The 26,805-nt window shown below is 56.1% G+C and carries 16 protein-coding genes; 7 read left to right on the plus strand and 9 right to left on the minus strand.

From position 1 onward, the window contains the following. Positions 1–154: 154 nt before the first annotated feature. Positions 155–1,519, plus strand: a complete 1,365-nt coding sequence (locus tag HFP54_RS07210; protein WP_168564743.1) for a sulfatase family protein — start codon at positions 155–157, stop codon at positions 1,517–1,519. A gap of 65 nt (positions 1,520–1,584) precedes the next feature. Here HFP54_RS07210 and HFP54_RS07215 read toward each other — a convergent pair whose 3' ends face one another. The 4 genes from HFP54_RS07215 to HFP54_RS07230 form a co-directional block, all read right to left on the minus strand. Beyond that, positions 1,585–2,691 (minus strand): alpha-L-fucosidase, encoded by a 1,107-nt coding sequence (locus HFP54_RS07215; RefSeq protein ID WP_168564561.1) that lies wholly within the window; start codon positions 2,689–2,691, stop codon positions 1,585–1,587. Positions 2,692–2,764: 73 nt separating this feature from the next. Then, positions 2,765–4,516: an alpha-L-fucosidase gene (locus tag HFP54_RS07220; RefSeq protein ID WP_168564562.1), complete on the minus strand. Its 1,752-nt coding sequence runs from the start codon at positions 4,514–4,516 to the stop codon at positions 2,765–2,767. 7 nt (positions 4,517–4,523) lie between these two features. Continuing rightward, the gene (locus tag HFP54_RS07225) at positions 4,524–6,323 is read right to left on the minus strand and encodes an alpha-L-fucosidase (protein WP_235951318.1); all 1,800 of its coding nucleotides are present in this window, start codon (positions 6,321–6,323) and stop codon (positions 4,524–4,526) included. Positions 6,324–6,379: 56 nt separating this feature from the next. Next, positions 6,380–8,188: an L-fucose isomerase gene (locus HFP54_RS07230; RefSeq protein ID WP_168564563.1), complete on the minus strand. Its 1,809-nt coding sequence runs from the start codon at positions 8,186–8,188 to the stop codon at positions 6,380–6,382. Between the two features lie 471 nt (positions 8,189–8,659). Between HFP54_RS07230 and HFP54_RS07235 the strand changes: the two genes are divergently transcribed. The 3 genes from HFP54_RS07235 (at position 8,660) to HFP54_RS07245 (ending at position 14,968) form a co-directional block, all read left to right on the plus strand. After that, positions 8,660–11,086, plus strand: coding sequence for a right-handed parallel beta-helix repeat-containing protein (locus HFP54_RS07235; protein WP_168564564.1), 2,427 nt, complete (start codon positions 8,660–8,662; stop codon positions 11,084–11,086). Between the two features lie 135 nt (positions 11,087–11,221). Next, a complete protein-coding gene (locus HFP54_RS07240) occupies positions 11,222–13,024 on the plus strand; it encodes a sulfatase (RefSeq protein WP_390656872.1) in 1,803 nt (600 codons plus the stop codon). A 57-nt stretch (positions 13,025–13,081) separates the two neighbouring features. After that, positions 13,082–14,968: a dienelactone hydrolase family protein gene (locus tag HFP54_RS07245; protein WP_235951320.1), complete on the plus strand. Its 1,887-nt coding sequence runs from the start codon at positions 13,082–13,084 to the stop codon at positions 14,966–14,968. A 24-nt stretch (positions 14,969–14,992) separates the two neighbouring features. On the opposite strand, the gene HFP54_RS07250 is transcribed toward HFP54_RS07245, so the two are convergent. Then, a complete protein-coding gene (locus HFP54_RS07250) occupies positions 14,993–16,249 on the minus strand; it encodes a BamB-related PQQ repeat family beta-propellar protein (RefSeq protein ID WP_168564745.1) in 1,257 nt (418 codons plus the stop codon). A 67-nt stretch (positions 16,250–16,316) separates the two neighbouring features. Beyond that, positions 16,317–16,979 (minus strand): sigma-70 family RNA polymerase sigma factor, encoded by a 663-nt coding sequence (locus HFP54_RS07255; protein WP_146410343.1) that lies wholly within the window; start codon positions 16,977–16,979, stop codon positions 16,317–16,319. Between the two features lie 280 nt (positions 16,980–17,259). Here HFP54_RS07255 and HFP54_RS07260 point away from each other — a divergent pair, with 280 nt between their 5' ends. Continuing rightward, positions 17,260–19,614 carry a peroxidase family protein gene (locus HFP54_RS07260; protein ID WP_168564567.1) on the plus strand — a complete coding sequence of 785 codons (2,355 nt, stop codon included), beginning with the start codon at positions 17,260–17,262 and terminating at the stop codon, positions 19,612–19,614. A 61-nt stretch (positions 19,615–19,675) separates the two neighbouring features. Here HFP54_RS07260 and HFP54_RS07265 read toward each other — a convergent pair whose 3' ends face one another. Together HFP54_RS07265 and HFP54_RS07270 are read right to left on the minus strand one after the other, a co-directional pair. Next, positions 19,676–21,991, minus strand: a complete 2,316-nt coding sequence (locus HFP54_RS07265; protein WP_168564568.1) for a serine/threonine protein kinase — start codon at positions 21,989–21,991, stop codon at positions 19,676–19,678. A gap of 129 nt (positions 21,992–22,120) precedes the next feature. Next, positions 22,121–22,630: an EF-hand domain-containing protein gene (locus HFP54_RS07270; RefSeq protein ID WP_206036033.1), complete on the minus strand. Its 510-nt coding sequence runs from the start codon at positions 22,628–22,630 to the stop codon at positions 22,121–22,123. Between the two features lie 397 nt (positions 22,631–23,027). Between HFP54_RS07270 and HFP54_RS07275 the strand changes: the two genes are divergently transcribed. Both HFP54_RS07275 and HFP54_RS07280 read left to right on the plus strand, forming a co-directional pair. Then, a complete protein-coding gene (locus HFP54_RS07275) occupies positions 23,028–23,666 on the plus strand; it encodes a hypothetical protein (protein WP_168564570.1) in 639 nt (212 codons plus the stop codon). A gap of 224 nt (positions 23,667–23,890) precedes the next feature. Next, the gene (locus HFP54_RS07280; RefSeq protein ID WP_146410338.1) at positions 23,891–24,451 is read left to right on the plus strand and encodes an ECF-type sigma factor; all 561 of its coding nucleotides are present in this window, start codon (positions 23,891–23,893) and stop codon (positions 24,449–24,451) included. Positions 24,452–24,466: 15 nt separating this feature from the next. On the opposite strand, the gene HFP54_RS07285 is transcribed toward HFP54_RS07280, so the two are convergent. Beyond that, positions 24,467–26,752: a sulfatase-like hydrolase/transferase gene (locus HFP54_RS07285; protein WP_315853855.1), complete on the minus strand. Its 2,286-nt coding sequence runs from the start codon at positions 26,750–26,752 to the stop codon at positions 24,467–24,469. Positions 26,753–26,805: the final 53 nt, after the last annotated feature.

The raw sequence follows: 26,805 nt of genomic DNA on the forward strand, positions 1-26,805 counted from the left end.
ACAACCACGGTCGATCAAAATGCGTCTCCGTCTTCACGTCGATACTTAAAAGACCAAAGTCGTCATCGACCGGTCCGATCACCCATCACAGCAGGATCAACGAATGTCACCCAAACGATCGATACTTGTGATCGTGACTAGCTTGACGTTTGGCATGTTGTCATTGCCAACCGCACATGCAGCATCCGCTGACGAGCGCCCCAACATCCTGTTCATTTTTGCTGATGACTGGGGCTGGGGCGATCTGGGATGCCACGGCCACCCCTATGTCGAAACACCAAACATCGATCGCCTGGCGCGAGAGGGCACCGACTTTCACCGCTTCACCGTCGCCAGTGGTGTCTGTTCGCCCAGTCGCACGGCGGTGATGACCGGTCGGTTTCCCGCACGCTTCAACATCGACGGCCATTTCGCTTGGGTGCCCAGCAATGCGAAACGCAACATGCCCGATTGGTTGGATCCCAATGCGACGACCTTACCCGGATTGCTGAAATCAGCAGGCTACGCCACGGCCCATTACGGCAAGTGGCACTTGTCCAACGACATGATCCCGGACTCTCCGTCGCCAGGCGTCTATGGATACGACGACCACGGTGCATTCAATTGCTCCGGCGAACAAATGCCGGTCCACGACGACGCCGATCGTGCCATCGCGTTCATCGAACAAGCGAATCAAAACGACCAACCCTTCTTCATTAACCTGTGGATTCACGAACCCCATACGCCGTTTCACGTGATTCCAAAGTACCGCTGGCAATTTCGTGACGCGGGTCTATCCGAAGCCGACGAAATTTATGCGGCGGTACTCGCCCACGCCGATGACCGCATCGGCGAAGTGCTGGACGCATTGGACCGTTTCGGAATTGCGGACAACACGCTGGTCATCTTTAGTTCCGACAACGGCCCCGCACGCGCATCGAGGCCGACATCAATGGAATTGACCTACGACACGGCGACTGGTGCCGGATTCGGGATCGCCGCATCCAAAGGCATCACCGCGGGTCGAAAAGGCTACAAGAGTTCGCTGTTCGAAGGCGGCATCAACGTTCCCTTCATCGCACGTTGGCCGGGCAAGATACGGGCCGGTGCGATCGACCCCGACTTGATGATCTCGGCCGTGGATCTGTTGCCAACCTTTTGTGAAATTGCCCACGCCGAACTTCCCGATGCGTACCGGGGCGACGGAATCAGCCAAGCGGCCTATCTGGCCGGAAACGCCCCCACGGGACGCGCCAAACCGCTGTACTGGAAACTCCGATCATCTTGGCCACCGTCCAAATCACGTCCACACCACTGGGCGTCGTACTGTGTTGTCCAGAACGAATGGAAACTGCTGGCCAACGCCGATGGTTCCTATGTCGAAATGTATGACATCGTCAAAGACCCAATGGAACTGGTCGACATCCAGGCGTCCAATCAAGAAGTCGCACAACGTCTGAATGAACAACTGAATGATTGGAAATCGACACTTCCCGAGTCGCCCGATCCCGCATTCTTCTCTGAACTGCGTTCCCAGTGAACCAAACGCAAGAATCAATACCAGCAAGTTAACACCGCGCGACGGGGACAGTGCGGATGCTTGGATCAGCGCAGCCGTCGACCGACTTCGCGCAAGGTGGCAACATCGTCGGGATGAATCGATCCGTCGGGCAAAGGCCCGGTGTTCAGCAACAGGTTGGCCGGAATCTGTGATGCTTTGTCCAGCATCTGCATCACTTGGTCAGCCGACTTGTGCTTGCCGTTGTCGCTTTCCTTATAGCCCCATCCGTGCGGCTGCAACGTGTCACACAACTCCAGCGGAACATCGGATTCGCCCTTCCAGTTTCGCTCGGGCGCTTTGAAGTCCTCGTTTCCCAACAGCCCTTGCTTATACGACACCAACACTTGCGGCTGCAGCGACCAGATGTGTTCGTACAGTTCCTGGGTCTTAAACTGATCGATCTTGTTTTGCCGCGACTTGGGAACCCCGATGCCGTCCAACCAAATCCCCGCGATCGGTCCGTAATTGGTCAACAATTCGGTAATCTGGTTCTTCATGAATTCGACGTAGATCTGAAGATCATGCGTTTTGCCTTGCACATAATGCGTCTCCGGCGGATCGTACTTGGGTCGCGCGGAACCACCCCAACCCCAGTTGTTGGGCGCGTGGGGATGCCGCCAGTCGCGACCATGCGAATAGTACAAAAAGAACGCCAACCCTTTCGCTTGGCATTGCACGGCCAACTCCGCTACCAAATCACGCTTGGCCGGTGTGTTGGTGCTCTTAAATTCCGTGTACTTCGAATCAAACAGGCAAAAGCTGTCGTGGTGACGAGTCGTGATGTTGATGTACTTCATTTCCGCATCGAGCGCCAAATCGGTGATGAAGTCGGCATCGAATTTTTCCGCCGTAAAACGATCCGCCAGTTTCGCGTAGTCGGCGACACGAATTTTTTCATTGATCTGAACCCATTCGCCTCGGCCCAACAGTGAGTACAAGCCGTAGTGCAGAAACAGACCAAATTTGGCGGATTCAAACCACTCAATCGCCGCACCGCGTGGGTCCTTTGCGTAAGCGGCCTTCATGCCAGCCAAGTAGGAAGGCGGATCCGCAGACGTTTCGTCCGCCGTGCAGCGATCGACCAAGGAAAGCGTTGACGCGGCAAAGGCCGCCTGAAGGGCTTGTCGACGATTGAACTTTTGTGAACACATCGAACAGACTCTCGTTCTTTGATGGGTGATCAACAAGGCGGGCGGAACGCAAAACAATCGATGGCGACGCTTGCTAGGGTTGCTTCACTTCGGTCAGTTCGACCTGGCGCAGATTCATCGGATTCCAATGGTCCACATCGGGTCGCAAAGTGATTCGAATCTTGCCTGAGTCCGAAATCGTCATCATCCCCAGATCGACCTCCGCATAGTTGCCATAGCCTCCCGTCGACGACGCGATAGCGTGAAGCGATTCGCCTGGTGCCGTGACGATGAATCGAGTCTGGGGTTGCTCGACCGACAATTCGGCACGAACCCGGAACGTTGCCGGATGATCCAATTCGACGTTCCATTCCAGCCAAGCCTGTCGATCGTGCCAGTACCCGATATGCGGTAGGTCGTCGTGGTATCGGATCCCCGCCTGGCGTGCACCTTCGTTGTTGTGGATATAGGCGTCACGGGCGTTCAGCGTCAGCCTTCCGTTTTCATCCGGGTGCGGCAAACGCTTCTCGATCTTCAGTTCGCCCTCCACTTCCAACACGATCACCGATGCAATGTCGTCGGGTGCCTCCATCGGCAGGGATACTGACACGCCCTTGTCCGTGTTTTCGGCCATGAGCGTCCGACCGTCGGCCAGCAAACGGGCTTCGCGAACGTTGTTCTTCAACTCGGGAACCGTCAGCACCGGATCATCCGGCCAGTCAAAGACGTGCAGAAACAGACGCGTGGTTTCGCCGGTCGTCTTCATGGTGCACCGTCCCCATGTCAAATCCGACAACGGACTGGCTTGGGTACCTTCGATCGACTCCCGATTCACCTTCATCCATTGACCGATTCGTTTCAGCCTTTCGACCGCTTGGGGCAACAAGTCGCCACGTCCGGTCGGACTGACGTTCAACAAATAGTTTCCGCCCTTGCTGGCGATGTCGATCAGGTTGCGGATCAGCGTCTCGGATGACTTGAAATCCTGGTCGATTGCTTTGTAGCCCCAACTGCCACTGATGGGCATGCAGACTTCCCAGTCTTGATCCGCCGGCGGCGTGTCAGGAATGTGACGTTCGAATGTCTTGTAGTCACCCGGATAATCCTCGCCCAGTCGATCGTTGGTGACGACGTTGGGCTGTAATCGCGTCAATGAATGTAGGCTGTCGAACGATTCGCGACTCATTTTCCGAGGCGTGTCCCACCAAAAGATTCCGATCGGCCCATATTCGGTCAGCAGTTGCCGGACCTCCGGAACAGCTTTTTCACGCACATAGATATCGCTACTGACCCGCTGAAGGTCCTTGTCCCAGTTGTTCCCGAAACCACCGGGATGGTGCCAGTCTTGCGCTTGCGAATAGTAGAAACCGAAGCGGATATCTTGCCGCTGACATTCTTCGGCCAACTCTTTCATGATGTCGCGACCAAAGGGGGTCGCGTCGACCACGTTGAACGGATTGACGTGCGAATCAAACATCGCAAACCCGTCATGATGCTTGGCGGTGATGATCAGGTACTTCATCCCCGCTTCCTTGGCCAAGCCGACGAACTGCGCAGCGTCAAATTCAGTCGGGTTGAATCGAGCCGCATACTGTTCGTATTCGGCAATCGGGATCTTGCCTCGGTTCATCATCCATTCGGCGCTGTTGGGCAATTCTTCGCCGCGATAGCGTCCGCCGGTCACCGAATAGACACCCCAGTGGACGAACATGCCAAACTTGGCTTCGCGCCACCACGCCATGCGTTGATCCCGATCGGAACTCGGGTTTTCGGCAACCGCGGGTGCCGAGGTCAGCAAAGATGTAACAGCGAATAGACACAAACAGGCGAACGTTGAATTTCTCATCTCGGTCTTACTCTTGATTTGCATCGTTCATCAGTTCAACGGGATCGAATTGGATGGATTTCAGACTGGCCGATTCCACATCACCGTCGATGCAGCGGGCGAACACTGAATAGGTTCCCGGGTCTGGAAACGATAACCAACCGATCGGAAATGCTTGGTAGTTGTGCGACGCGTTCTGTTGATTCTGGATTCTTTCGCCACCGTCGATGCCCACCTGCCATACCAACCGTCCCGTTCCGGAGTAGACCAAATCGACTTGGTAGGTGCCGGCGCGATGTACATCCAGTTTCCAGACGGCCCGACCGTCGCCATCAAAATCATGGACGTGAACGACGCCCTTCCATTCGCCAAACTTTTCCATCCAGCGACGCTTCTCCTTCACCGCATGATCGGCTTCGGCAAACTCTGCCAAAACTTCGGTGCCTTGTACCGGGTCGATGGCCCAAATCGGATCCACTTCCGGCGGTGATTCCAAATCCAGCTGAATCACTGACACCAAAGGATCGACCGGACGTGGTGGTAATTCGATGACCGCCCAATCCTGCTCGCTTCGAAACGGCAGCGAGTCGGAAGACTCTGCACCGAGCAACCGGGCCGATTGAATCGACGTCATCAGATTCGGGACATACAAGCGTCCGTCATCGGGCCAGCGGAACACACACAAGAACAGGGTGTTGTCCTTGCGGGTCACATCACCCCAAGGCAACGCATGCTGCCACGGAGATGCATCGGTCCCGTAGATCACTTGTGGATAACGATGGATCCAGTCGCCCGCCGCTTTCAGGGATGCGACCGCCCGGCCAGGCACGCTGCCATCGCCTTTGGGGCCGATGTTCAGCATGTAGGTGCCACCGCGACCGACACATGCGACCAATCGCTTCAAAATCTCCTTGGGAGATTTCCAGTTTTCGTCATACCATGCGTAGGCCCAGGAATCGTTGGTGGTATCGACACTTTCCCACATCCCGGGAACGTTCTCCTGCGGGACCTCCATGTCGCCCAGCGTTTGGTAATCGCCTAGACCGTGTCCGGCGCGACCGGACACCAAAGCGTTCGGCTGGTTTTTGTGGACCAGTTCCACGAGTTGCTGGACGTACTTTTTGGGCATCTTCCCAGGAGTATCGAACCATACCAATTCGATCGGACCGTACTTGGTCGTGATTTCATTGACTTGCGGTAAGCACTTGTTCGCGAAATAGTCGTCAAAGGTTGCCGGTTTGCCCTGATCGTCCACTTTGGGACCGTTGCCACCGCCGGGGAACGTCCAATCCTGGTTATGCGAGTAGTAAAAGCCGATTCCCAGTCCCGCGTCACGGCACGCATCGGCCAGTTCCCCCATCGGATCACGGTTCCAAGGGGTCGCATCGGCGATGTTGAAATCACAGACATCCGAATCGTACATCGCAAAGCCGTCGTGATGCTTCGCGGTGATCACGATGTATTTCATCCCCGCGTCTTTGGCGATGGCGACGATCTTTTTGGCATCAAAGTCCACCGGATTGAACCGCTTGGCCAATTGCTTGTACTCGTCGACGGGAATACCGGCCATGCGTGGGTTCATGATCCATTCACCGATGCCGTAATAGGTCTTTCCGTCGACCTGATTACCCAACATCGAGTACAGTCCCCAATGAATGAACATCGCATAGTTGCCTTCGTCGAACAGTTGCCCCCGGCGGGCGTTTTCGGCACGAAGCTTCACTACCGATTCGCCCCACATCTGATCCATCGCCTGTTGGCCTTGGACAGTGGCGTTCTGGGCCGCAACGGTCAAAACGGCGACCAACAACAGGACAAAGTTTCGCATGGGACTTCCCTTCAAGCTTGGACAACAACGGTGCTGCGTTTGACATCGATGCCGGCTCAGCGGCGACCATACATCGGTCCGAAATTCTGGCAGGCGCGAAAATCGGCTGATTCCAAGTTGTCGGTACCGAATAGGTTCCAAGCACTCGGCCGAAAGACCCGCTCCGGTTCAACGTTGTGCATGTAGACCGGGATCCGCAGAATCGACGCCAGCGTGATGAACAAATGCCCGACGTGCCCGGCGGTCATGACGCAGTGATTGGCCCCCCAGTGGTTCATCACTTCATAAGTCGATGTGAACGCGCCCCGTTGGTTCAATCGCGGTGCAAACCACGTCGTCGGCCAAGTCGGGTTGGTCCGTTGATCCAGCTTGTCGTGAACCGCGTCGGGAAGTTCCACCGTGCTGCCTTCAGCAATCTGCAGCGCCGGCCCCATTCCATCGACAAGATTGATGCGCGTCATGGTCGCCGGCATCCCACCCTTGGTCTTGAACCGAGTGCTCATTCCACCGCCCGGGAAGTACTCCGTCACCGAGGGGTGCCAGGTGGTGACGCCCAGGCAATCCCTGACTTCGTCGTCAGTGATTTCCCAGAACGGTTTCATCGTCGGCCGGCCATCGGATCCAGTCTGCTGGCCGGTACCATCCAAAGCGGCAGGCCCCGAATTGATCAGGTGCAACAATCCGTCTTGGGCCGCACCGTCCAATTGGTAACCGTCGCAAGCGGCGGCCACCGCATCGGGGCTCCAGTAGGTTCGCAGGTCGGCAAAGATCTGGGCGGTGTTGGTCAGCAAATGGCCGAACAACATGGTCGCGGCGTTCAAGGCATCGTTTTCGGTTGCCACGATGTAAGGCGCGCGTTTGCCGTTCCAATCAAACGACGTATTGAGGATCGCTTCCAGGAAATCGCCGTTGGGAAAATGATCGGTCCATTGACGCTGACCTTGGAATCCGGCTGCGATGGCTTGGTGACCATGCGACTGTTCGCCCAAACCTTGATCAGCCAGCTTTGGATTGCCCACCATCAGGTCTCGAGCGATCAGAGACATCTTCACACTATCGGCCCATTCACTATCCAACTGCTCGCGACTGCGCCGGGTTTCAGGCGTGTTGTAGTCTTCGCCTTCAGGACACTTCTCTTTGACCCAAGCCAGCGCGGTTTCGAATTCCTGGGCGTCGTACTGTCCCTTTTGCATTCGACCGACAAACTCGGTCATGTCGATGTCTTCGACCCGCATGCCCAACCACTTTTCCCAGAACTCGTGGTTGACGACCGACCCGGCGATTCCCATCGATGTTCCGCCCATCGACAAGTAGGCTTTGCCACGCATCAGCGCCACGGCCAAGCCGCACTGTGCAAAGCCAAGGATTTTGTTGCGGACGTCGTCGGGCAATTCCGTGTCACCGGCCGACTGCACGTCGCGACCATAGATTCCAAAAGCCGGAATGCCCTTTTGCGTGTGTCCGGCCAGAACCGCGGCCAGATAGACCGCGCCGGGCCTCTCGGTTCCGTTGAATCCGAAGACCGCTTTGGGACGCAACGGATCCATGTCCATCGTTTCCGATCCGTAGCACCAACACGGCGTGACCGTCAAAGAAACGCCGACGTTCTGTTGCTGGAAATACTGTTCACATGCGGCCGCTTCGCGAACGCCACCGATGCACGATTCGGCGACGACGCACCGGACCGGATCACCGGTGGGATAGTGAAGCTTGGACGAGATAAGTTCGGCCACACTGTTGGCCAAATTCATCGTTTGATCTTCCAACGATTCACGCACCCCGCCCAGCCGACCATCGATGGTGGGACGGATGCCGATCGCAGGAAGCGGTTCTTGAAAGACGGTGGGGGATACTTGGCGAGACATGTCGAATCTGGGGATGGCGCGAAACCGTCACACGCGGTGACTTCGGAGTTACCTGCCGGCGCAGGCCCGCGTCATGAATCACATGGTCGGCGGGCCAGGTCGGACGACGAGCCTAAATTCTACGACCGACCAAGCAATGGCGGGCTGCGACACGACAGTAACAATCCACGACACTGTTGAACCGGCGTGGCGATTCCAATCACAAAGTGACAATTGGCCACACCCTGGATTTGCGTCAAACGATTCCGGCCAATCGATGGTCCACAACGGTTCGTCGCAAAACATTAACCCGATGGCGTAGTCCACTGTTGCTGCGTCGGTGCCGACCTAACAGACTGAAACATCCCCCTGCCTCCCACCCATTGATGCGTTGGAACCGCTGTGGCTGCGTTTCTGCACCGCTGCACACTGCCAAAGCAAACGATCTTTGGCATCCCACGCCTGTCTCCTGCCCCAACGACGAAATCTGCCATGCCTTTGATTCGCACCGCCTGGCTTGTCACCATTCTGCTGATCAGCGTTTCGTTCGATGCCGGATGGACCAACGCAACCGACATCTATGTCAGCCCCGGCGGAAACGATTCCAACACGGGTGATGCATCTTCGCCGGTCGCCACACTGCGGCGCGCACAGGAACTGGTGCGAACCGAAGCCGGGCAGGAAAACGTGACGGTTCACGTGGCCGATGGGACCTACTATCTGGCTGAAACCCTTGTCTTTGGCCCCGAGGATTCAGGTTCGGTCGATCACCCGGTTCGCTTCGTTGCCCAGTCCGAACACGGGGCAATCATCAGCGGCGGCATGCAGTTGGACTTGGACTGGCAATCCGGTCGCGACGGAATCTTTCATGCCGACACGCCACCGGGATTGGTCATCGATCAGCTATTTGTCGACGGTGTCAATCAACGCATGGCGCGCTACCCGAACTATGACGCCGCCAAGAAAACGGCTGCGTATCAGGGCTTCTCGGCCGATGCGTTTTCCGAACAACGTGCGGCCGGTTGGAACGATCCAACCGGCGCCTATATCCACGCCATGCACCGGTCTCGTTGGGGTGGCTATCACTATCGGGTGACGGGAAAAAATGCCGACGGCGTTGTCGTGTATGAAGGCGGTTGGCAAAACAACCGGCCGTCGGGAATGCACAAAGAATACCGGATGATCGAAAATGTCTTTGAAGAACTGGACGATCCCGGTGAATGGTATCACGATGCCGACCAACAGCGTTTGTACTTCATCCCCAGCGGTGACACAGACCTTTCGTCGGCAACGGTCGAAGTGGTGCGTCTGCGGCATTTGATTGAATTCACGGGCACACAAGACCAGCCGGTTCATGACATCACGCTTTCCGGATTTACTTTCCGCCATGCCGCACGCACGTTCATGGAAACCAGCGAACCGCTGCTTCGCAGCGATTGGGCCATCTATCGTGGCGGCGCGGTAACGTTGACCGGAACGGAATCGGTTCAGATCCTGGATTCGGAATTTGATCAAGTCGGCGGTAACGCGATCTTTGCGAATCACTACAACCGACGATTGGTGATTCGTGGCTGTCACATTCACGATACGGGTGCCAGCGGGGTTTGCTTTGTGGGCGACCCCGATGCCGTACGTGATCCGCTGTTCGGATACGGCCAAACGAACGACTTGGCCAAGATCGACCGTACCCCCGGCCCCAAAACGGACAACTATCCCGCCGACTGCGCTGTGGAAAACTGTTTGATTCACGGTATCGGTCGCGTGGAGCGTCAACCGGCCGGCGTGCAAATCGCGATGGCCAGACGAATACGCATTTCCGATTGTTCAATCTACGACTGTGCCCGAGCCGGCATTAATATCGGAGACGGTTGTTGGGGTGGACATCGAATCGAACGTTGCGATGTGTTCGACACGGTGCAAGAAACGCATGACCATGGATCGTTCAATTCCTGGGGCCGGGATCGCTACTGGCACAAAGACCGGTCCGAGTCACAAAAATTCGTCGACGCCGAACCTGACCTGCCGTTCCTGGACGCGGTCGAAACGACCGTCATCTGTAACAGTCGCTGGCGGTGTGATCATGGCTGGGACATTGACCTGGACGATGGTTCCTCCAACTACGACATCTATAACAACTTGATGCTCTCAGGTGGGTTGAAATTCCGCGAAGGCTTTTGGCGGCGCGCCCACAACAACATCGCCATCAACAACGGCTTCCATCCGCACGTCTGGTACAACGACAGCGGCGACGAAGTGTACGCCAACATCTTCATGGCCGCGCACCGCGGTGCGCGAACGCCGACCCTTTCGGCTCGCGGCAAACGTATCGACGACAATTTGTATTTTTCACGAACACCGTCGATGAAGGATCGCTATCAATCATTCGGTTGGGATCTGAATTCCATCGTCGCCGACCCGCAATTTGTCGATCCGGCATCCGGTGATTTTCGCGTTCAACCCGGATCGCCTGCTTTTTCGATCGGTTTTGAAAACTTCCCCATGGACCAGTTCGGTGTCAAAAAGGAATCGTTGAAACGAATCGCTTTGACGCCCGAAATTCCTCGTCTACAAATCCGCGACAGTTTGGCGACGCCAAGATCCGATAGCCCCAAGGCTGCGTCGCAAGCATCGCTGGTCCAGTGGTACGGAGCGAAGATTCGCAAACTGACAGGACAAGAGTTCTCCGCGTTCGGCGTTTCTGCGGAAGACGATTCGTGGTTGGTTTTGGCGGTGAAGCCCGGCAGTCCCGCGGCCACAGCCGGGCTGACCCGAGACGACATTGTGCTGAAGGTCGATGAGGCTTCCGTCCCCAATTTCCAAGCATCGGTTAAGTCCCAAGCGTGGAAACAACGCCGACAACATCGCGTCGGGATCATCCGGCAACAACAACCCCTGTCGTTGGTGCTGAAGAAGCCCTGACCATCGTCCGATCCCACCCGCATCACGCTTTCCCGGGACTGCAGATCCCAGGGCAGACGATCATTTGGCATGAACACTCGATTCGCTTTCCTATCGGCATGCTGGTTCGTCGGCGCTTTGTGCCTGAACAATTCAATGGCCGATCCACCGACACCGCGTCCCAACGTGGTTTTGATTCTGGTGGATGATTTGGGATGGCAAGACGTCGGATGCTATGACATTGATGATCCGTGCCCCTATGAAACGCCCAACATCGACCGGCTTGCGGACCGAGGCGTCCAATTTTGGCAAGCCTATTCACCCGCCCCAACCTGTGCACCGTCACGCGCGGCGATTCTTTCGGGTCGGCACCCTGCAAGACTTCAAAAGACTCATGTCGTGGGCGGTGCGCCACCGTCGCCGCACACCAAGAATTCGCCCCTGATATCGCCTTGGTACAGTGGACGCATGCGATTGAGTGAAATCACGATTGCCGAAGCCTTGCAATCCGCCGGCTATGTCACTGGCCACGTCGGCAAATGGCATGTCGCGATCAACCACAACTCGTTTCCGCAACCCGAAGACCAAGGTTTTGAATACACGCGATCCGATCGTGGAGTGACGCGGCCCCAGCGTCCCAATCGTCTGACCGATTTCGCAACGGATGATCCCGACGATCCGTACCGACTGGACAAGAATGGATTCCCCTATCACCAAAACTCGGTCGACGCGATTGAGTTCATCGACCAAGCCAAAGATCGTCCCTTTTTCTTGTATCAGGCGAACTGGCTAGTCCATGCCCCCATCCACACGCGGGCGCAACATCTATTGGAAAAGTACTGCCGCAAAATGAAGGTGCCCTACCCGACGGATCCGACCGTTTGGGATGTCCAGGGCCAAAACAATCCCTACTACGCGGCGATGGTCGAAATGCTGGACTATTACGTCGGTAAGACAGTGAACCATCTTTCGGCAATCGATGATCCGCGTCGACCAGGACACAAACTGATCGAAAACACCTACATCATTTTCACTTCGGACAATGGCGGAATGGAACGCCATCCTGGTGAAGTCATTACCGACAACTATCCCCTGGACAAAGGAAAAATCAATGCGAAAGAAGGCGGCGTTCGTGTCCCCCTGATCATCTGCGGCCCCGGGATTGCAGCGGGTACGCAAACACAGGCCATGGTCAACGGCCTGGATTTCTATCCAACCATCCTGTCTTGGACCGGCGTTGATCGCCCCGAGTCCCAACATTTGGATGGATCGGATCTGTCTCGGTTTCTCACGTTGAATCCACCTGATCCTGACGCCATCAAAGGCGCCGACGGTCAACCGCGGGACCGCATGTTCTGGCATTTCCCACATTCGTCGATGCAGTCCACGATGCGTGTCGGCGGCTACAAACTGATACGGAATTGGGAACCTTACCTGCAGGGGCAATCCGATTGCCTAGAGCTCTATCGCTTGTACGACGACCAGGGACATCGAGTGGATATCGAAGAGTCCGAGAACCTTGCGATTCGATTGCCAGAGATCGCTGAAGATCTTCACCAGCAGTTGGACCAACTGTTGGAACAGCATGACGCCGATGCGCCGATGCTGAATGCCAAGTCGGCACGAAAGCTTCCCAACCGACAACAGGTCCCCACCCCGCTTCGACATGGACGCAAAGATCAACAGGTCTGGGCCACGTTTCGTGAAAACGGCGCCAAGGTCGTTCACGCTGACCTGATCTACACCGACAACGGTGGCCATCGTGATGAAGAGTGGTATCGGATCGCAGCAAACATTGTCGGCAACCGTGTCGTTGCCGCGTTGCCGGCATCTGCGACGCACTATGTGTTTAACTTGATCGACGAAAACCACTTCTTGGTCAGCTATCCCGACGTCAAATACGCCTCGGATGCGTCCGGAAACTTTTCCGACACTGCGTTCGCCCGTGACGCCCCTTAATTGCAGATGCCCATGTTGCCGAACCGCCAGCACATCAACTGTTTATCAAAATGGGGCATGCTTTACCTCCTTTGCAGCGTCAACGTCACCCTTGCAGACACGCTGCCGGCGGCGACCGGAGGACAGGCTCCCGCAAGTTTCGAAGAACTTTGGGCCGACTTTGACCCGGAATTCGAACCGCTGGACGTCGAAGTCTTGCATTCGTGGGAGCAAGACGGGGTTGATCTAAAAGTCGTCCGTTTTCGTGTGGGTGTTTTCAAGGGGCAGGAGTCCAAAATCGCTGCGGTGTATGGAGTCCCCAAACAGGGAACCAATCTGCCCGGCTTGGTACAGATTCACGGCGGCGGACAATACGCCCATCACTTACCCTGTCTGCTGAATGCCAAACGAGGATACGCGACACTCTCGATTGCCTGGGCGGGACGGATTTCCGCCCCGGATTACCGGGTCGGTCCGGACGAAGTTCAACTTTTCTGGAACGACGATGTCGATCACCCCGATTATCGACCAACCACCGACTGGGGTGCCGTTGACGGCTATCACGCCCCCACGCGTAACCAAGGCAACAGTTTTCCGAACGTTCGTCCGGATGCATGGACCATCGACCGTGTCGATTCGCCTCGAAATAGCGGCTGGTTTTTGTGTGCGATGGCGGCACGACGTGCGTTGACATTCCTGCAACAACAGGAACAAGTCGATCCCGATCGCCTGGGCGTCTATGGGCACTCCATGGGCGGCAAGCTGACCGTGATGGTTGCTTCCGATCCACGTGTCAAGGCGGCGGCACCCTCGTGCGGCGGCATCAGCGACCGTGACAATGATCACCCGATTTTCCGATCAACCCTTGGCGACAACACCAGCCTGAAGCACATCGATTGTCCGATCATCTTCCTCAGCCCTGCGAACGATTTTCACGGACGAATCGGTGATCTCCCCAAAGCAATCCAAGAGATCCAATCGAAGCAGTGGCGAGTCACTTGTTCGCCACATCACAACCACCAGGACACACCGCCATTCGAAGTCGCATCGATGCTTTGGTTCGACCAGCATCTGCAGCACCGCTTTGCGTGGCCGCAAAGCCCAACAACATCGTTAGTGCTGAACACCAACGATGGCGTCCCGGTTGTCCATGTCGATGCCGACGATTCGTTACCCATCCGATCGGTGGATGTGTACTACACACGTCAAGGCAAAGAACACGAAACCTCGGCCGATCGCGACCACACCGTTCACCGTTACTGGTTCCACGCACCCGCTGCAACCGATGGTCAACAGTGGCACGCCGAATTGCCACAACCATCCGATGACGGGCCGTTGTGGGTGTTCGCCAACGTCACCTACGACCTTCCCCATTCGGTCACAGGCGCCGGCTATTACTACCGCGAATACACGACGGACCGATTCAATGTTTCATCGTTGATGTTGTCGGTATCCAAAAGCCGGTTGGTCGCCGCCGGTGTCCGCCCCAGCCTTCATCCCACCCGACTGCTTGAAGACTTTGGTGGCGATTGGCAAAAGCGTTGGTTTACCTATCAACCCGACCACTGGGCCCGCCGCACCAACCAAGTCTATGCATCCATCTATCATGCGCCACCAAACGCCAGGTTGACTGTCGATGTGCAAACCCAACGGCCCAACACGCTGGTCTTGGCGATCGACGAATATGCCGCATCAGTCGAACTTCAGGGGTCTAGCGGCTGGCAAACCGTGGTCGTCGATGTGAACGACTTCCGCAACTTGGCCGGTGATTCGCTGACCGATTGGCAGGGAATTCACCAGCTGATGCTGACCGACACCCTTCGTTTAAAGCCCTCGCGTGGTTCGGACCTAAATAGCCGTACGATCGGCCAGCGATGGTCCGGACCCGATCCAAAATTTCGCGATCTGCGGTGGATTGCGGTCGATCCTGAAAAGGACCATTCCGCGACGTCCGATTCGCCGTGAAAGTCATTCATCACAGGCAGCCGATCATGATTCGGCGACGCAATACAGTGATTGATCGCTACGCAAATAGAGGTGCCCATCGGAAACGGCCGGCGTCGCATTGAAATCCGACTCGTCACCGTCGAAAACGTTCTGCGCGATTGGATCAAAGGAATCACCGGGTTCGTAGACCAGTGTTCCGCTGCGACGCGTCACCACGTAGATCCGATCGCCGATCAGCAATGGTGATGCGTAAACGGGCCGTCCGCTTTTCAGTGTCCCGACACGCTCGCGATAAATCACTTCGCCGTCATCGGCGGATGTGCAATACGCAATGCCACGATCATCGATCCAATAAAACCGCCCCTGATGTAACAACGGTGTCGCGACATAGGAACTGGAACGATTGGTCCATAACACCTTGGAATCCGTCACGTCGTCCTTTCCACCGGCGGCAACCGCGATGCTTCCCGACGCACGATAACCACCAAAACTGTAGACCGTTTCACCATCAACGATCACCGACGGTGAGACGTTTCCTGTCATCGGCGACTGCGCGTACCATTTCAGCTTTCCGGTGACCGGGTTCATCGACCAGATCTCTCCCGGAACACTGATCACCAATTCACTGTCGCCACTATCCAAATGGACGATTCGTGGTGTCCCGTAGGTCAGTTCCAGCATGCCGGCTTCTTGACGCCAGTTTTCTTTTCCCGTGGCTTTGTCCAGCGAAATGATCGACACCGCTTCCTCTGCCGCGTTCACGATCACGCTGTCTTCAAACAGGATCAAACTGGCTGCGGATCCCCATTGCCGATTGCTGGATTCTTTTCCGACATCGACACTCCAGTTTCGTTTTCCGTCCAACGTGACTGAATGCACACCGCCTTTGCCAAAGAAGACGTACACGTTGGTTCCGTCGGTCACCGGTGTGTTGCTGGCGTATCCATGTTCGGTGATGTATCCCTGATACGGGTCTTCACGATAGTCGATAGGGAAATCTAACGACCAGTTCTGACGTCCGGTCGTTTTGTCGAAAGCCAGGAGTTGACGCTTGGAAACGTCCTGCTGTGACACATAACAGGTGACCAAGATTTGATCGCCGACAATGATCGGGCTGGACGATCCGATGCCGGGCAGATCGACCTTCCATTTCAGATTCTGGGACTCGCTCCACTCACTGGGTACGGTGTCACTGCTGTGTGCAGCCCCACCGGGCCCCAAGAACTCTGGCCAGTCGTCCGAGAGCGCCGACAGTGACCAAGTGGCGAAGATGGCCAGAACAAGAGCGAATCGATTCATCATGATTCCGAACAGAATACGTGTAGCGAAAGGCGTGCCCGACCACCAAACAAGGACGAAGAAGAACTCAAAACGACGATGACGTGGGCGTGGCGATTTCTTTGAACTTTGCAATGGCACGGACCCACATCATTCGGGCCGTCCCAGACTTCACATTCATGCGTTGTCCGATTTCTTCGAACGACATTCCTTGCAGGTTTCGAAAGACAATGACGTCACGATAGTTGTCCTTAAGCTTTCCAAGCTGTCTGGATAGATCGTCCGCCAATTCCTGTTTCTGCATGACTTCGCTGGGTGATGCCGCACGATCCGTTGCGATGTGCGACAACCGCATCACACTGTCACTCGATCGTGTGGCCAATGCATCCAGGGACACTTCGCGACGAACGTCCCGCTTTTGTGCGAACACGTTTTTTTCAACAGCGTGGTTCAGACAATGATTCAAGATCTGTCGCAACCATGCCAACAGTTCGCCTTCGGTGGTTCCGCGAAAGCGATGAAAGTCACGGTGCGCGGCCAACATGGTTTCTTGGACCAAATCCGAATCGCTGACCCGCCGCCGCAAACGTCCGTGCAGCTGAGCCGATGCTTGAACCGACAAGAAGTGCTGATACCGCTGCAGCAGCTGACCCAACATCTGGATGTTCCCCTGACGGGCCTGGGCGATCCTTTGGCCAACGGCATCGGATCGGGCGGATGATTCGGCATCGGTGCTAGGCAGACAGCGCATCGGAAAAGACCACAAAGCGGCGGATCAATCGAACGGTTTGGTGTGGAATTCCATGCGACATTTGACCGGCAACCGGGCCAAGTTTTCTGAACTTGCGGGGACACCCCAACCCCACCCGCAAGGAAAAGTTCCGCTAGCTAGGGACGGTTTTTCCGCTCAAGCGTGACATTCTGTCGCACATGTCGCACCTAAAGGTAGAGCAATGAAGCATCCAAGCCGTTGCTGAACCACCGCTTTTCCCCCTCCTCCGCTTCTCTGTCCACTCCGCAAAGGTGCCGTGATGTCAGACCTTTGGAATCGCTGGATTCGCCGTCTCCGCCCCAACACAAACGTTCCGCGTCGACGCAAGACGCGACGCCGAAAGATGCGCAGCGAAGCGTTGGAATCTCGACGTCTTCTGGCCGCCAATCTGTTCCATAACCAAGCCATCCCCGAGGACGTCAATGAGGACGGACAAGTCACGGCGATCGATGCGTTGACCATCATCAACCAAATGAATCGGCGACAGTCCAGTGCCGATGCCGACAACGAGCCGCGGGGTCGCGGGCGTATGACCGACGTGAATAACGATGGCCGCGACACGGCTCACGACGCTCTTCTGGTAATCAATCGTTTGAATCGCGAGCGCAACCAATCGCGACCAGATAGAGACGATCAAGCTCCCGTCGCCGACCCGCCGACCGAAACGCCTGACGAAGATCCCTTAACCACCACGGAGGTCCAGTCGATCGACGGGACCGGAAACAATCTGGAAAACCCTGATCTGGGGGCTGCGGACACAGAATTGCTTCGGGTTTCCGAAGCCGATTATGCCGACGGAATTTCACAGCCCGCCGGCGAGGACCGCCCGAGCGCACGCGAGATCAGCAACACGCTTTCCGCCGCGGATCCCGAAGGCACCACCAGCGACCGTGATCTCAGCTCCTTTGTTTTCGCTTGGGGACAATTCTTAGATCATGACATTGATCTGTCACTGGAACCGGAGACCGACGGCACCGCCTTTGACATCCAAGTGCCCACGGGCGATCCTTTATTTGATCCGCTCGGCACCGGTGAAGCAACGATTCACCTGACTCGATCCGAATTTGCCGATGGAACGGGAACGTCCACCGAAAATCCGGCCGAACAAGTCAACGCGATCACCGCGTGGATTGATGGTTCACAAATCTATGGCAGCGATCAAACGACTGCGGATTCCCTGCGTGAATTCGTCGGCGGTCGGCTATTGATCACCGACGACGGATTGCTTCCCAGCGACGAAAACGGTGGCATTCTGGCGGGAGACATTCGCGCCGCCGAAAACATCATGCTGACATCGATGCATGCCCTGTTTGTCCGGGAACACAACCGATTGGCGGACGAAATTTCCGCCAGCGATCCGACCTTGACCGACGAACAGATTTATCAAGAAGCACGGGCGACGGTGATCGCTGAATTGCAATCGATCACCTACAACGAGTTTCTGCCCGCATTGTTGGGCAACGATGCGGTTGATCAATACGTCGGCTACAACGCCGATGTCGACCCGTCCATCGCCAATGAATTTTCGACCGCGGCTTTTCGATTCGGGCACAGCACACTGAACGACACGTTCCGCATGGTCGGCGATGACGGAAGTGATATTGATGAAGCGATCTCCCTGGCCGATGCATTTTTCCAACCTGGCGTGCTGAAAGAAACGGGTATCGAGCCTTTACTGAAATATGCTTCGTCGACACTTTCACAAGAAGTCGATCTTGAAGTGGTCGACAGCCTACGAAACTTCTTGTTTGGCCCCCCCGGTGCCGGCGGTCTGGACCTGGTTTCGCTAAACATCCAACGTGGCCGCGACCATGGGCTGGCCGACTACAACTCCGTCCGCCAAGCGTATGGCTTGGAACCGGTCGACACCTTTGACGCCATCACGAGCGACAGCGTTCTGGCGGCGAATTTGGAATCCCTGTATGGCAGCGTCGACAACATCGACCTGTGGGTTGGCTTGTTGGCTGAAGACGCCACCGAAGATGGATCACTGGGCGAAACCGCAACGACCATCATCGCCGACCAATTCGAACGACTGCGTGACGGCGATCGTTTCTGGTACCAGAACACGCTTAGCGGAAGAGAGTTGCGGGAAGTTGAAAACACAACGCTGGCGGACATCATCGATCGAAACACGGAACTGACGACGTTACAGGAAAACGTGTTTTTCTTTGCACCGGAGATCAGCGGCACCGTGATGGCGGAATCCACTAGCCGCGACGTGACCTCGCAATCCACCGATCCGCTGCAAGCCGTTGTCGATGAATCCGAACCGATCAGCGAAGCGGACCTGGAGCTGCTGGCCCGTGACCAGGGAAATGATCGGCGGCAAAACGACGACCGAAAAGATCGCCGGAAGGAAACCGACGGCGATTTGGATCCGATGGCCGGTGCAACGTTGCAGTTGCTCGATAGCGATGGCAACGTCGTCGACGTCGCGATCACCGACGATCGAGGCAACTACAGCTTTGCAGAGATCGATCAGTCGGGAACCTACACCATCCAGATGTTGCCATCCGATCTCTACAGCGTGATCGGAAATGAAACGCTTCAGGTTCAGGTCACCGACGGCGACGTCGATATTCGCGACATGGATTTTCGTGTCGTTGTCTGACCGTCACGAAAAAGATCGGCCGTGCGGGCCTTGCTCAACGGCCTTTCCGGAGTGAACCAAGTCACAGCAAATCCGATGCAACCTTTCGCATCTGCTGCACCTCGGATTGCAACGCCGATGGCGATCCCGTGATCGCCACGCTGGCTTCTTCGTGCAGCACCAACGCCTCCACCAAATCGAACCAGGGTGATACGGACGGACGATCGGGTTGATTTTGATAAAGTTTCAAAATCCTTCGCAAAGCCTTTTCGGATTGCTGCAGCGTCTGAGTCGCTTGTGTCGAATCACCTTGGTGGTGATAGGCCAACGCCAACGGTGCGTGCACGATGAAGTGCGCCGGCCATTGTTGATCGTCCTTCGCTTCGTTCAACAAATCGACGGCCAACGAAAACTGTCCCGCCCGCAGTTCGGCAATCCCGGTCGTGTACCGGCAAACGGTCAGCGGTGTGTCGTCGCCAAGCGGCATCCGGCCGAATTCGTCTCTTGGTCGTTCAGGACCAAGAGCGGCAAAGGGGCCTCGCAATTCCGGTGGAATCGGAAATTCCAATTCCAGCAACCATCGCTCGGCAAGGTTCGCCAGTTGGTCGGAATCTTCGATCACACTGGATTCGGGACGCACCAACAAACCACGAAGCGTTAACCAATCCGATAGCGAGTTCTTTGTCAGACGTCGCAAATTCTGCTGGGCCAAACGTTCGAAAGCGTCCTCGTATCCGACCAGGCAAAACAAGGCGGGCGTTCCCCACCACTGCGGCTGATTGGTCGCCGCACCAGTTTCCATCGCCACCCGGTAATCCTTCGCCGCTTCGGGCCATAACCGCAAACGCGTGTATAGCTGGGCCCGCTGGATTCGCGGAAAATAGTAACTCGGCTGCATCGCCACTGCGGCGTCGAAATCGTCCACCGCCTCCTGCCAACGTCCCGCATCCACGTGAGATTGACCGCTGGCAACCAATTCGTTGGATCGAATCAAGTCTTCGGCAAACTGTTCCACCTGTTGCTTTGCTTGAATCGCTTCGACCTTTGCCTGCATGGCTTCACGGAAAGCCAAGTCTTTGGCGTTACGTTCGTCGATCGCGCGAGACATCTGCCACAAACTGGCGGCCGTTCCCAAGATCATCGATCCGGCCACCAGTCCCACGGTGACAATGGCCACACGATTGCGACTGGCAAACTTTCGAAAGCGGTACATCGTGCTGGGTGGACGTGCTTGAACCGATTCGCCACGCAGGTACCTGCGAACGTCTTCGGCAAACGATGACGCGGTGTCGTACCTTCGGGCACGATCTTTCTCCAAAGCCATCATGACGATCCAATCCAGATCACCACGCAGGGTCGATGCCAACCGCTGTGGATCAACACGTCGCTGATCGGCGATCGTCGTCATCGTACGATTCATTGTTGAAAGACGCGTGCTGGGTCGCGGCGGTTCTTCTTCGCGAATGATTCGGCGCATTTCATCCAGTCCGGCGGATTCCATTCGTCCACGATCAAACGGGGTTGCACCGGCCAACAATTCGTACAACAAAACGCCAAGTGAATAAATGTCGCTGCGGGTGTCGACATCCAATCCGCTCATCTCGGCTTGCTCGGGACTCATGTACAACGGCGTTCCGATCATCGAAAAGAACCGCGTGTACACGGTCTTGTCAGTCAATCGTTGGCCGATCGCTTTGGCGACGCCAAAATCGATGACTTTGGCAATCGGCCGACCGTCGTGCAACGTCACCATGACATTGGATGGCTTGATGTCGCGATGAATCACCCCTTTTTGATGCGCGTGATGCACCGCCAAGCAAACATCGACCATCAGATTCAAACGATCGCGCACCGTCAAATGTTGTTTGTCACAGAAATCCGTGATGGGTAACCCACGCACGAGTTCCATTACGAAATAGGGTCGATGATCGGCAGTCACCCCGGCATCGAACACCTGTGCAATGTTCGGATGATTCATCATCGCGACCGCTTGCCGTTCCGCTTCGAAACGCGCAATGACTTCTTTGGATCCGACTCCTGGTTTGACGATCTTCAACGCCACGCGCCGTCGAACCGGTTGATCCTGTTCGGCCACAAAGACAAGACCGAAACCGCCTTCCCCAATTTGCTCCATCAATTTGTAGGGACCGATTTGCATGCCGATATGATCGACGTGCTGAACGATGGTTTCGGTGTTGAAAACGGGACGTTGTTGATCCGCACCGATCGGGTGATCCAACAGATCAGCCGGGTTTTCATGAGCCTGCAACAGGGCTTCGACGTTGCGACGCAACTGTGCATCATCACCGCAGGCGGAATCCAAATACGCACGACGATCCGCGGGATCTTCTTCCTCGATCGCCTGCAGAAAAACGGCTCGCTCGGTAGGATTTGACATCTGATGATTGAAGACAGGTAACACAACGTCGCCACGAAACCAATGGCGGCACGTCATCGGCCCAAGAGCCTACCAGAACGGTTCGCGAACCGTTCGATGCCGTGCCATGACGCGATGATCAACTGCGGGCTAATCCTCTTGCACGTCGTTTTGTTCGGCTTCCGCGTTGTCATCCGCCGCGTCCAAGTCTTCGTCATCGCGGGGCGGTGGCGGACCATCGCCTTGCGGCGGCTGACCCGGCGGATGCAGGGGACGATAGTTCTTCAACGACAGTTCCTGTTCATCGGTCAATATCGCAGCGAGCCTTCGATCCACTTCCGCTTGCAACAACTTCAATTGGCGGCTTTGTCTCGGATTCAAATCCAGCGAATCGGCCGCATCATCCGACATCACTTCGCCGGGCTTGGATGCCGGCCCAGATGGCATCATGGGCCCATCGTCACCCGGCCGGTCTTGCCGCATCCCTTCGGGTGGCATGTGCGGTGGTCGTCGTGCCGCACCGCCCATCGCCAAGGGATTGCTACGACTTTGCATCGTCCGAGTCAGTTCTGATTTTGTCAGGCATCCGTCACGATTCAAATCCGCCTGATCGAACAACAGAACCAACACCTCGATCGACGGTTGTGAACGCATCTCCATTGGCCCACCGTTGTGGAACCCGGGCCCTCCCATCCCGGGAGGCCCACCGCGTCCCGGCGGCTGCGCAGATGCAACGATAGGGAACACCAGAAGACCAGAAATCGCAAAGGCATTCAGATAGCATTTCAATGGTCAATTCCTCGTAGATGCGACAGATGCAAAGAAGCTTTGTTCGAACACGACATGTGTTGGCACCAATGCAATGCGCCATGTTTGTCGGTCAAGGGCCGCGCATTCTGAGAATTTTCAGAAGTTCGATGGAATAAGAAATTGCGACCTGAATTCCGTTCTTTTGCGTGTGATTTCGACGAAGAATCTGATCTTAAACTCCGACACGTTGAAGGTCGCAACCTTACGCGACCCGTCTTTCCGTGATCAGGAACATAAGCTTGAATCCATGAATATTTCGAACACCAATTCGTCGCTATCCCCTCATGCCTCCGCTGCAAATACGCGCACCGGCGGCCCCCCACCCAATGGCAAACAAGCGATGACCGAAGCTTTGCAATCGGTCGGTGTGGACCAGTCAACGGCGTCGGATGTATTGCAACAAATCGACGACGCCATCTCTGGGCTTCGAACCGATTCACCATCCGGTTCTGTGGATCACCAAACGGTCCAATCCGCAATCGAAGACGTCTTGGAATCCAACGGGATCGATTCAGCCAAGGTCGGGGAAGCGATGCGTGCCAACGGCCCCTCCGCTGCGTCGGGCTCCGGCCGAACATCAGGCGCAAGCCGGCCGAATCGACCGCCAGGACCGCCGCCGAGCGATGAAGACAGCGACACCCGTTCGTTAGAATCGGCGCTATTGGTCGCTGGTGTCGACGAATCATCCACCGATCAATTGATCAGTCAGATCTTGGAAACCATCGACGACCTGACTTCAGAAGCCTCCCAAGGCACATCCCCCGACCAAATTCGTTCGGCGATAACCAACGTTCTGCAGGATAACGGTGTTGATCTGGACGCCTTTCAACGGGCCGTCGCAGACGTTGTTGATCCCAGCGGGCTATTCATGGATCGTTTTGCTTAACCGCTGGTCCGCGTTTGGCACCGGATCGGCTTGCGGGCGGACGCCGAAATTTGCGGCGTCCCCCCGGGACATCTTGCACGTCTGCCTTCGGGTCGACACCTACACCTGTGGATGTACAGGCACCGCCAACTATGAAACAATCACTGATTCACAGCTTTTGAAAGGTTTTCTCCCCGACACCCGTTTCGATCCGCTGACCGATTTCGCGACGGCGGCTTCAGCATATGAACCCGGACATCACGCGAATACTCTCGGCCATCGAAAGCGGCGATACCAAAGCCGCCGATGATCTTTTGCCGGTCGTCTATGACGAACTTCGGCGTCTGGCCGCCAGCCGAATGAATCAGGAGAAGCCCGGGCACACGTTGCAACCCACGGCTTTGGTTCATGAAGCATTCCTGCGTTTGGTCGGTGGCAGCCGACCGCAACAATGGGACGGACGAGGACACTTTTTCGCCGCAGCCGCCGAAGCGATGCGACGAATCCTGATCGAAAACGCACGTCGGAAAAGTCGCGACAAGCGTGGTGGCGATTGGGTGCGTCAAGAAATGGACGACGCCCTGGTGGCGGTGACCCCGGACAATATTGACGACCTACTAAGTCTTGATGACGCACTGACCAAACTTGCCGACGAAGATCCCGAGTTGGCAAAGTTGGTGGAACTGCGTTACTTCACAGGACTGACCATCGAAGAAACAGCCGAAATCCTGGGCGTTTCTCCCCGGACCACCAAACGGAATTGGGCATACGCCCGAGCTTGGTTGCAGCGAGAGATGGATCAATAGCGCGCCCGAAGACGGCTATTGTCCGTTTTTCTGCCCGGCTTTTGCTTTCAGGTGCTTCTGAAAGAAACGATCCGCGTCGTTCAACATCGTGTCGAACCAACGCTGCTTGCCCACAAACGCATGCGGCGCTTCTGCGATGACAGTCAGCCCGGTATCAATCCCCAATTCATCCATGCGTTTGCGAAAGCCATCCGCGTGAGTGCTGGGATCGTCCAATGCCCCCGTCACAAACCAACACGGTGGGTCGCCGTCATTCAAATGAAACAACGGTGATGCCAACTGGTAATTCGATTCGTTTTGGTCCAACGAACCGTCCAAAAACTGTCGCCAGATTTCCCCCCGGCTGGCGCTGGCGGACACGGTGCGGGTCCGCTCCGATAACAGGTCCGTTTGGGCACCCATGGGTACCGCGGCCTGGATCGCGCTGCTGAACTGGGGATTTCCACCGCTTCCTTCCAACCTTTGCACGCCCGCGGAAGTCGCCAGCAGCGCGGTCAGATGGCCGCCAGCCGAAAGTCCCATCGCGCCGATGTGATCAGGATCAATCCCATACTCTTTGGCATGGGCACGCAAGTAACGCACCGCCGCTTTGCAATCGTGAATGGCTGCGGGAAAGGACGCTTCGCCACTAAGTCGATAGGAAATCGTTGCTGTCACGTATCCACGCAAAGCAAGTGATTGCGCCATCGCCCGATGACTTGATCGATTTCCTTTGTACCAACCGCCCCCGTGAATGCAGACGACCGCGGGCAATGTCCCCCATGAAGAACTTGGGCGATAGATATCCATCGCCAACTGTCGATCATCGTACTGCGCATACACCACGTCCGTCTTTGCATTCAATCGATCCAACTGATCCGCCGTGACCCGTGTCCGGCCATTCGCTTGTTTGGGAACAACGACGCCCGCCGGCCGCGCATCCCGTCGCATTTCTTCTTGAAACAGAACCGCCATTCCCCGCAACTTTCGCAAGATCTCTCCGTTGCGCACCGGCTTCGTTTCGCCCGGATCTTTCGCCAAGTCGTACAAGGTCAAACTTGGATTCAGCACAAGCTTCCAATTTCGCCACCTCACCGCAGCCAGGGCGCCTTGGCTGCCATGATAGAAAAATGCGTCAAAGTATTCGTTGCGATTGATCATTGACGCCCATTCCCCAGGGGGTTCGAAGCGACGCCGCAATGGAACCGTCGCGTTCAAGGACATCTTCAACCCCGGGGGCGGTACCAATATGGTTTCTCCGGTCAGCAATGGCGTCAAATCGCGTCCATCAATGACTCGATCCGTTGGAACCGGCACTCCGGCAAAGGTCGCCAGCGTCGGATACCAATCCATCGCTCGCGTCACGGCACCGGACACCAATGACTTGGTAATCCCGACACCCGGCCCCCAAGCGATCGCGGGAACTCGAATCCCACCTTCATAAGTGGACAACTTCCGGCCTTGCATTTTCTGGTCGGGCGTGCGACCGGGGCCTCGCCCATTGTCCGACGCGTAGACGATCAACGTGTTGTCGTCGATGTCCAGATTCTCGAGTTCATCGACAATCCGTCCGACATGAAAATCCATCTCCTGAATCGCATCTCCATAATCGCCCCAGTGCGAGGTGCCCTTGAACTCCGGACCCACTCCCAACGGGTTGTGCAACATCGTGTGGGCTAGGTAGACAAAGAACGGCCCGTCACGATGATCCCTGATGAACTTGATCGTCTCGTCGGTATAAAGCCGCGTTAGCTCCGACGGATCCGCCGGTCGTTTGACGACTTGATCTCCCCGCATCAAAGGCACACCGCCCTGATCGTCGAAATAGACGACCTCCACCGGGTCCAGGTTATGCAACAAGCCGTAATAGTGATCGAAGCCTTGTTGAAGCGGCAAGAATGGCGGATGAAAACCCAAGTGCCATTTGCCGACGCATGCCGTGGCATACCCCGCCGATTTTAATAATTCTGCCAGAGTCAATTCATCGGGGTGAATCCCGGTATTCGAATCGGCGCGATGAACCCAGATGTGGTTCCCAACGCGTCGCGGATAACATCCCGTTAACAACCCCGCTCTTGATGGACTGCAGATCGGTGCCGCGGCATAGTAGTCCGTCAACCGCACACCTTGTTCCGCCAAGGCGTCGATTCGAGGTGTCTGGACCTCTGTTGCGCCATAGCAACCAAGATCGTAATAACCCTGGTCATCGACAAAGATGAGTACGATGTTCGGATTTTCGGCACCCACACAATTGCGTGGGGCATTCACCGATCCAAGCAAAGCCACCAAAACCGCGAACGGAACGAACGAGCGATGGTCCACGTTTGACCTCTAGGTACGGCGAATCGAAAACGATGTGGGGACAATTCTAGCAG

It is taken from the genome of Crateriforma spongiae, from assembly GCF_012290005.1.
Taxonomy (GTDB): domain Bacteria; phylum Planctomycetota; class Planctomycetia; order Pirellulales; family Pirellulaceae; genus Crateriforma; species Crateriforma spongiae.

Excerpts from the sequence above, each read along its gene's own strand:
- HFP54_RS07275 (WP_168564570.1), top strand. The coding sequence starts at position 23,028 with ATGAATATTTCGAACACCAATTCGTCGCTATCCCCTCATGCCTCCGCT.
- HFP54_RS07215 (WP_168564561.1), bottom strand. The coding sequence starts at position 2,691 with ATGTGTTCACAAAAGTTCAATCGTCGACAAGCCCTTCAGGCGGCCTTT.
- HFP54_RS07255 (WP_146410343.1), bottom strand. The coding sequence starts at position 16,979 with ATGCGCTGTCTGCCTAGCACCGATGCCGAATCATCCGCCCGATCCGAT.
- HFP54_RS07240 (WP_390656872.1), top strand. The coding sequence starts at position 11,222 with ATGGCCGATCCACCGACACCGCGTCCCAACGTGGTTTTGATTCTGGTG.
- HFP54_RS07250 (WP_168564745.1), bottom strand. The coding sequence starts at position 16,249 with ATGAATCGATTCGCTCTTGTTCTGGCCATCTTCGCCACTTGGTCACTG.
- HFP54_RS07260 (WP_168564567.1), top strand. The coding sequence starts at position 17,260 with ATGTCAGACCTTTGGAATCGCTGGATTCGCCGTCTCCGCCCCAACACA.
- HFP54_RS07220 (WP_168564562.1), bottom strand. The coding sequence starts at position 4,516 with ATGAGAAATTCAACGTTCGCCTGTTTGTGTCTATTCGCTGTTACATCT.
- HFP54_RS07265 (WP_168564568.1), bottom strand. The coding sequence starts at position 21,991 with ATGTCAAATCCTACCGAGCGAGCCGTTTTTCTGCAGGCGATCGAGGAA.
- HFP54_RS07225 (WP_235951318.1), bottom strand. The coding sequence starts at position 6,323 with ATGCGAAACTTTGTCCTGTTGTTGGTCGCCGTTTTGACCGTTGCGGCC.
- HFP54_RS07230 (WP_168564563.1), bottom strand. The coding sequence starts at position 8,188 with ATGTCTCGCCAAGTATCCCCCACCGTCTTTCAAGAACCGCTTCCTGCG.
- HFP54_RS07210 (WP_168564743.1), top strand. The coding sequence starts at position 155 with ATGTTGTCATTGCCAACCGCACATGCAGCATCCGCTGACGAGCGCCCC.
- HFP54_RS07280 (WP_146410338.1), top strand. The coding sequence starts at position 23,891 with ATGAACCCGGACATCACGCGAATACTCTCGGCCATCGAAAGCGGCGAT.
- HFP54_RS07235 (WP_168564564.1), top strand. The coding sequence starts at position 8,660 with ATGCCTTTGATTCGCACCGCCTGGCTTGTCACCATTCTGCTGATCAGC.
- HFP54_RS07270 (WP_206036033.1), bottom strand. The coding sequence starts at position 22,630 with ATGGAGATGCGTTCACAACCGTCGATCGAGGTGTTGGTTCTGTTGTTC.
- HFP54_RS07245 (WP_235951320.1), top strand. The coding sequence starts at position 13,082 with ATGCTTTACCTCCTTTGCAGCGTCAACGTCACCCTTGCAGACACGCTG.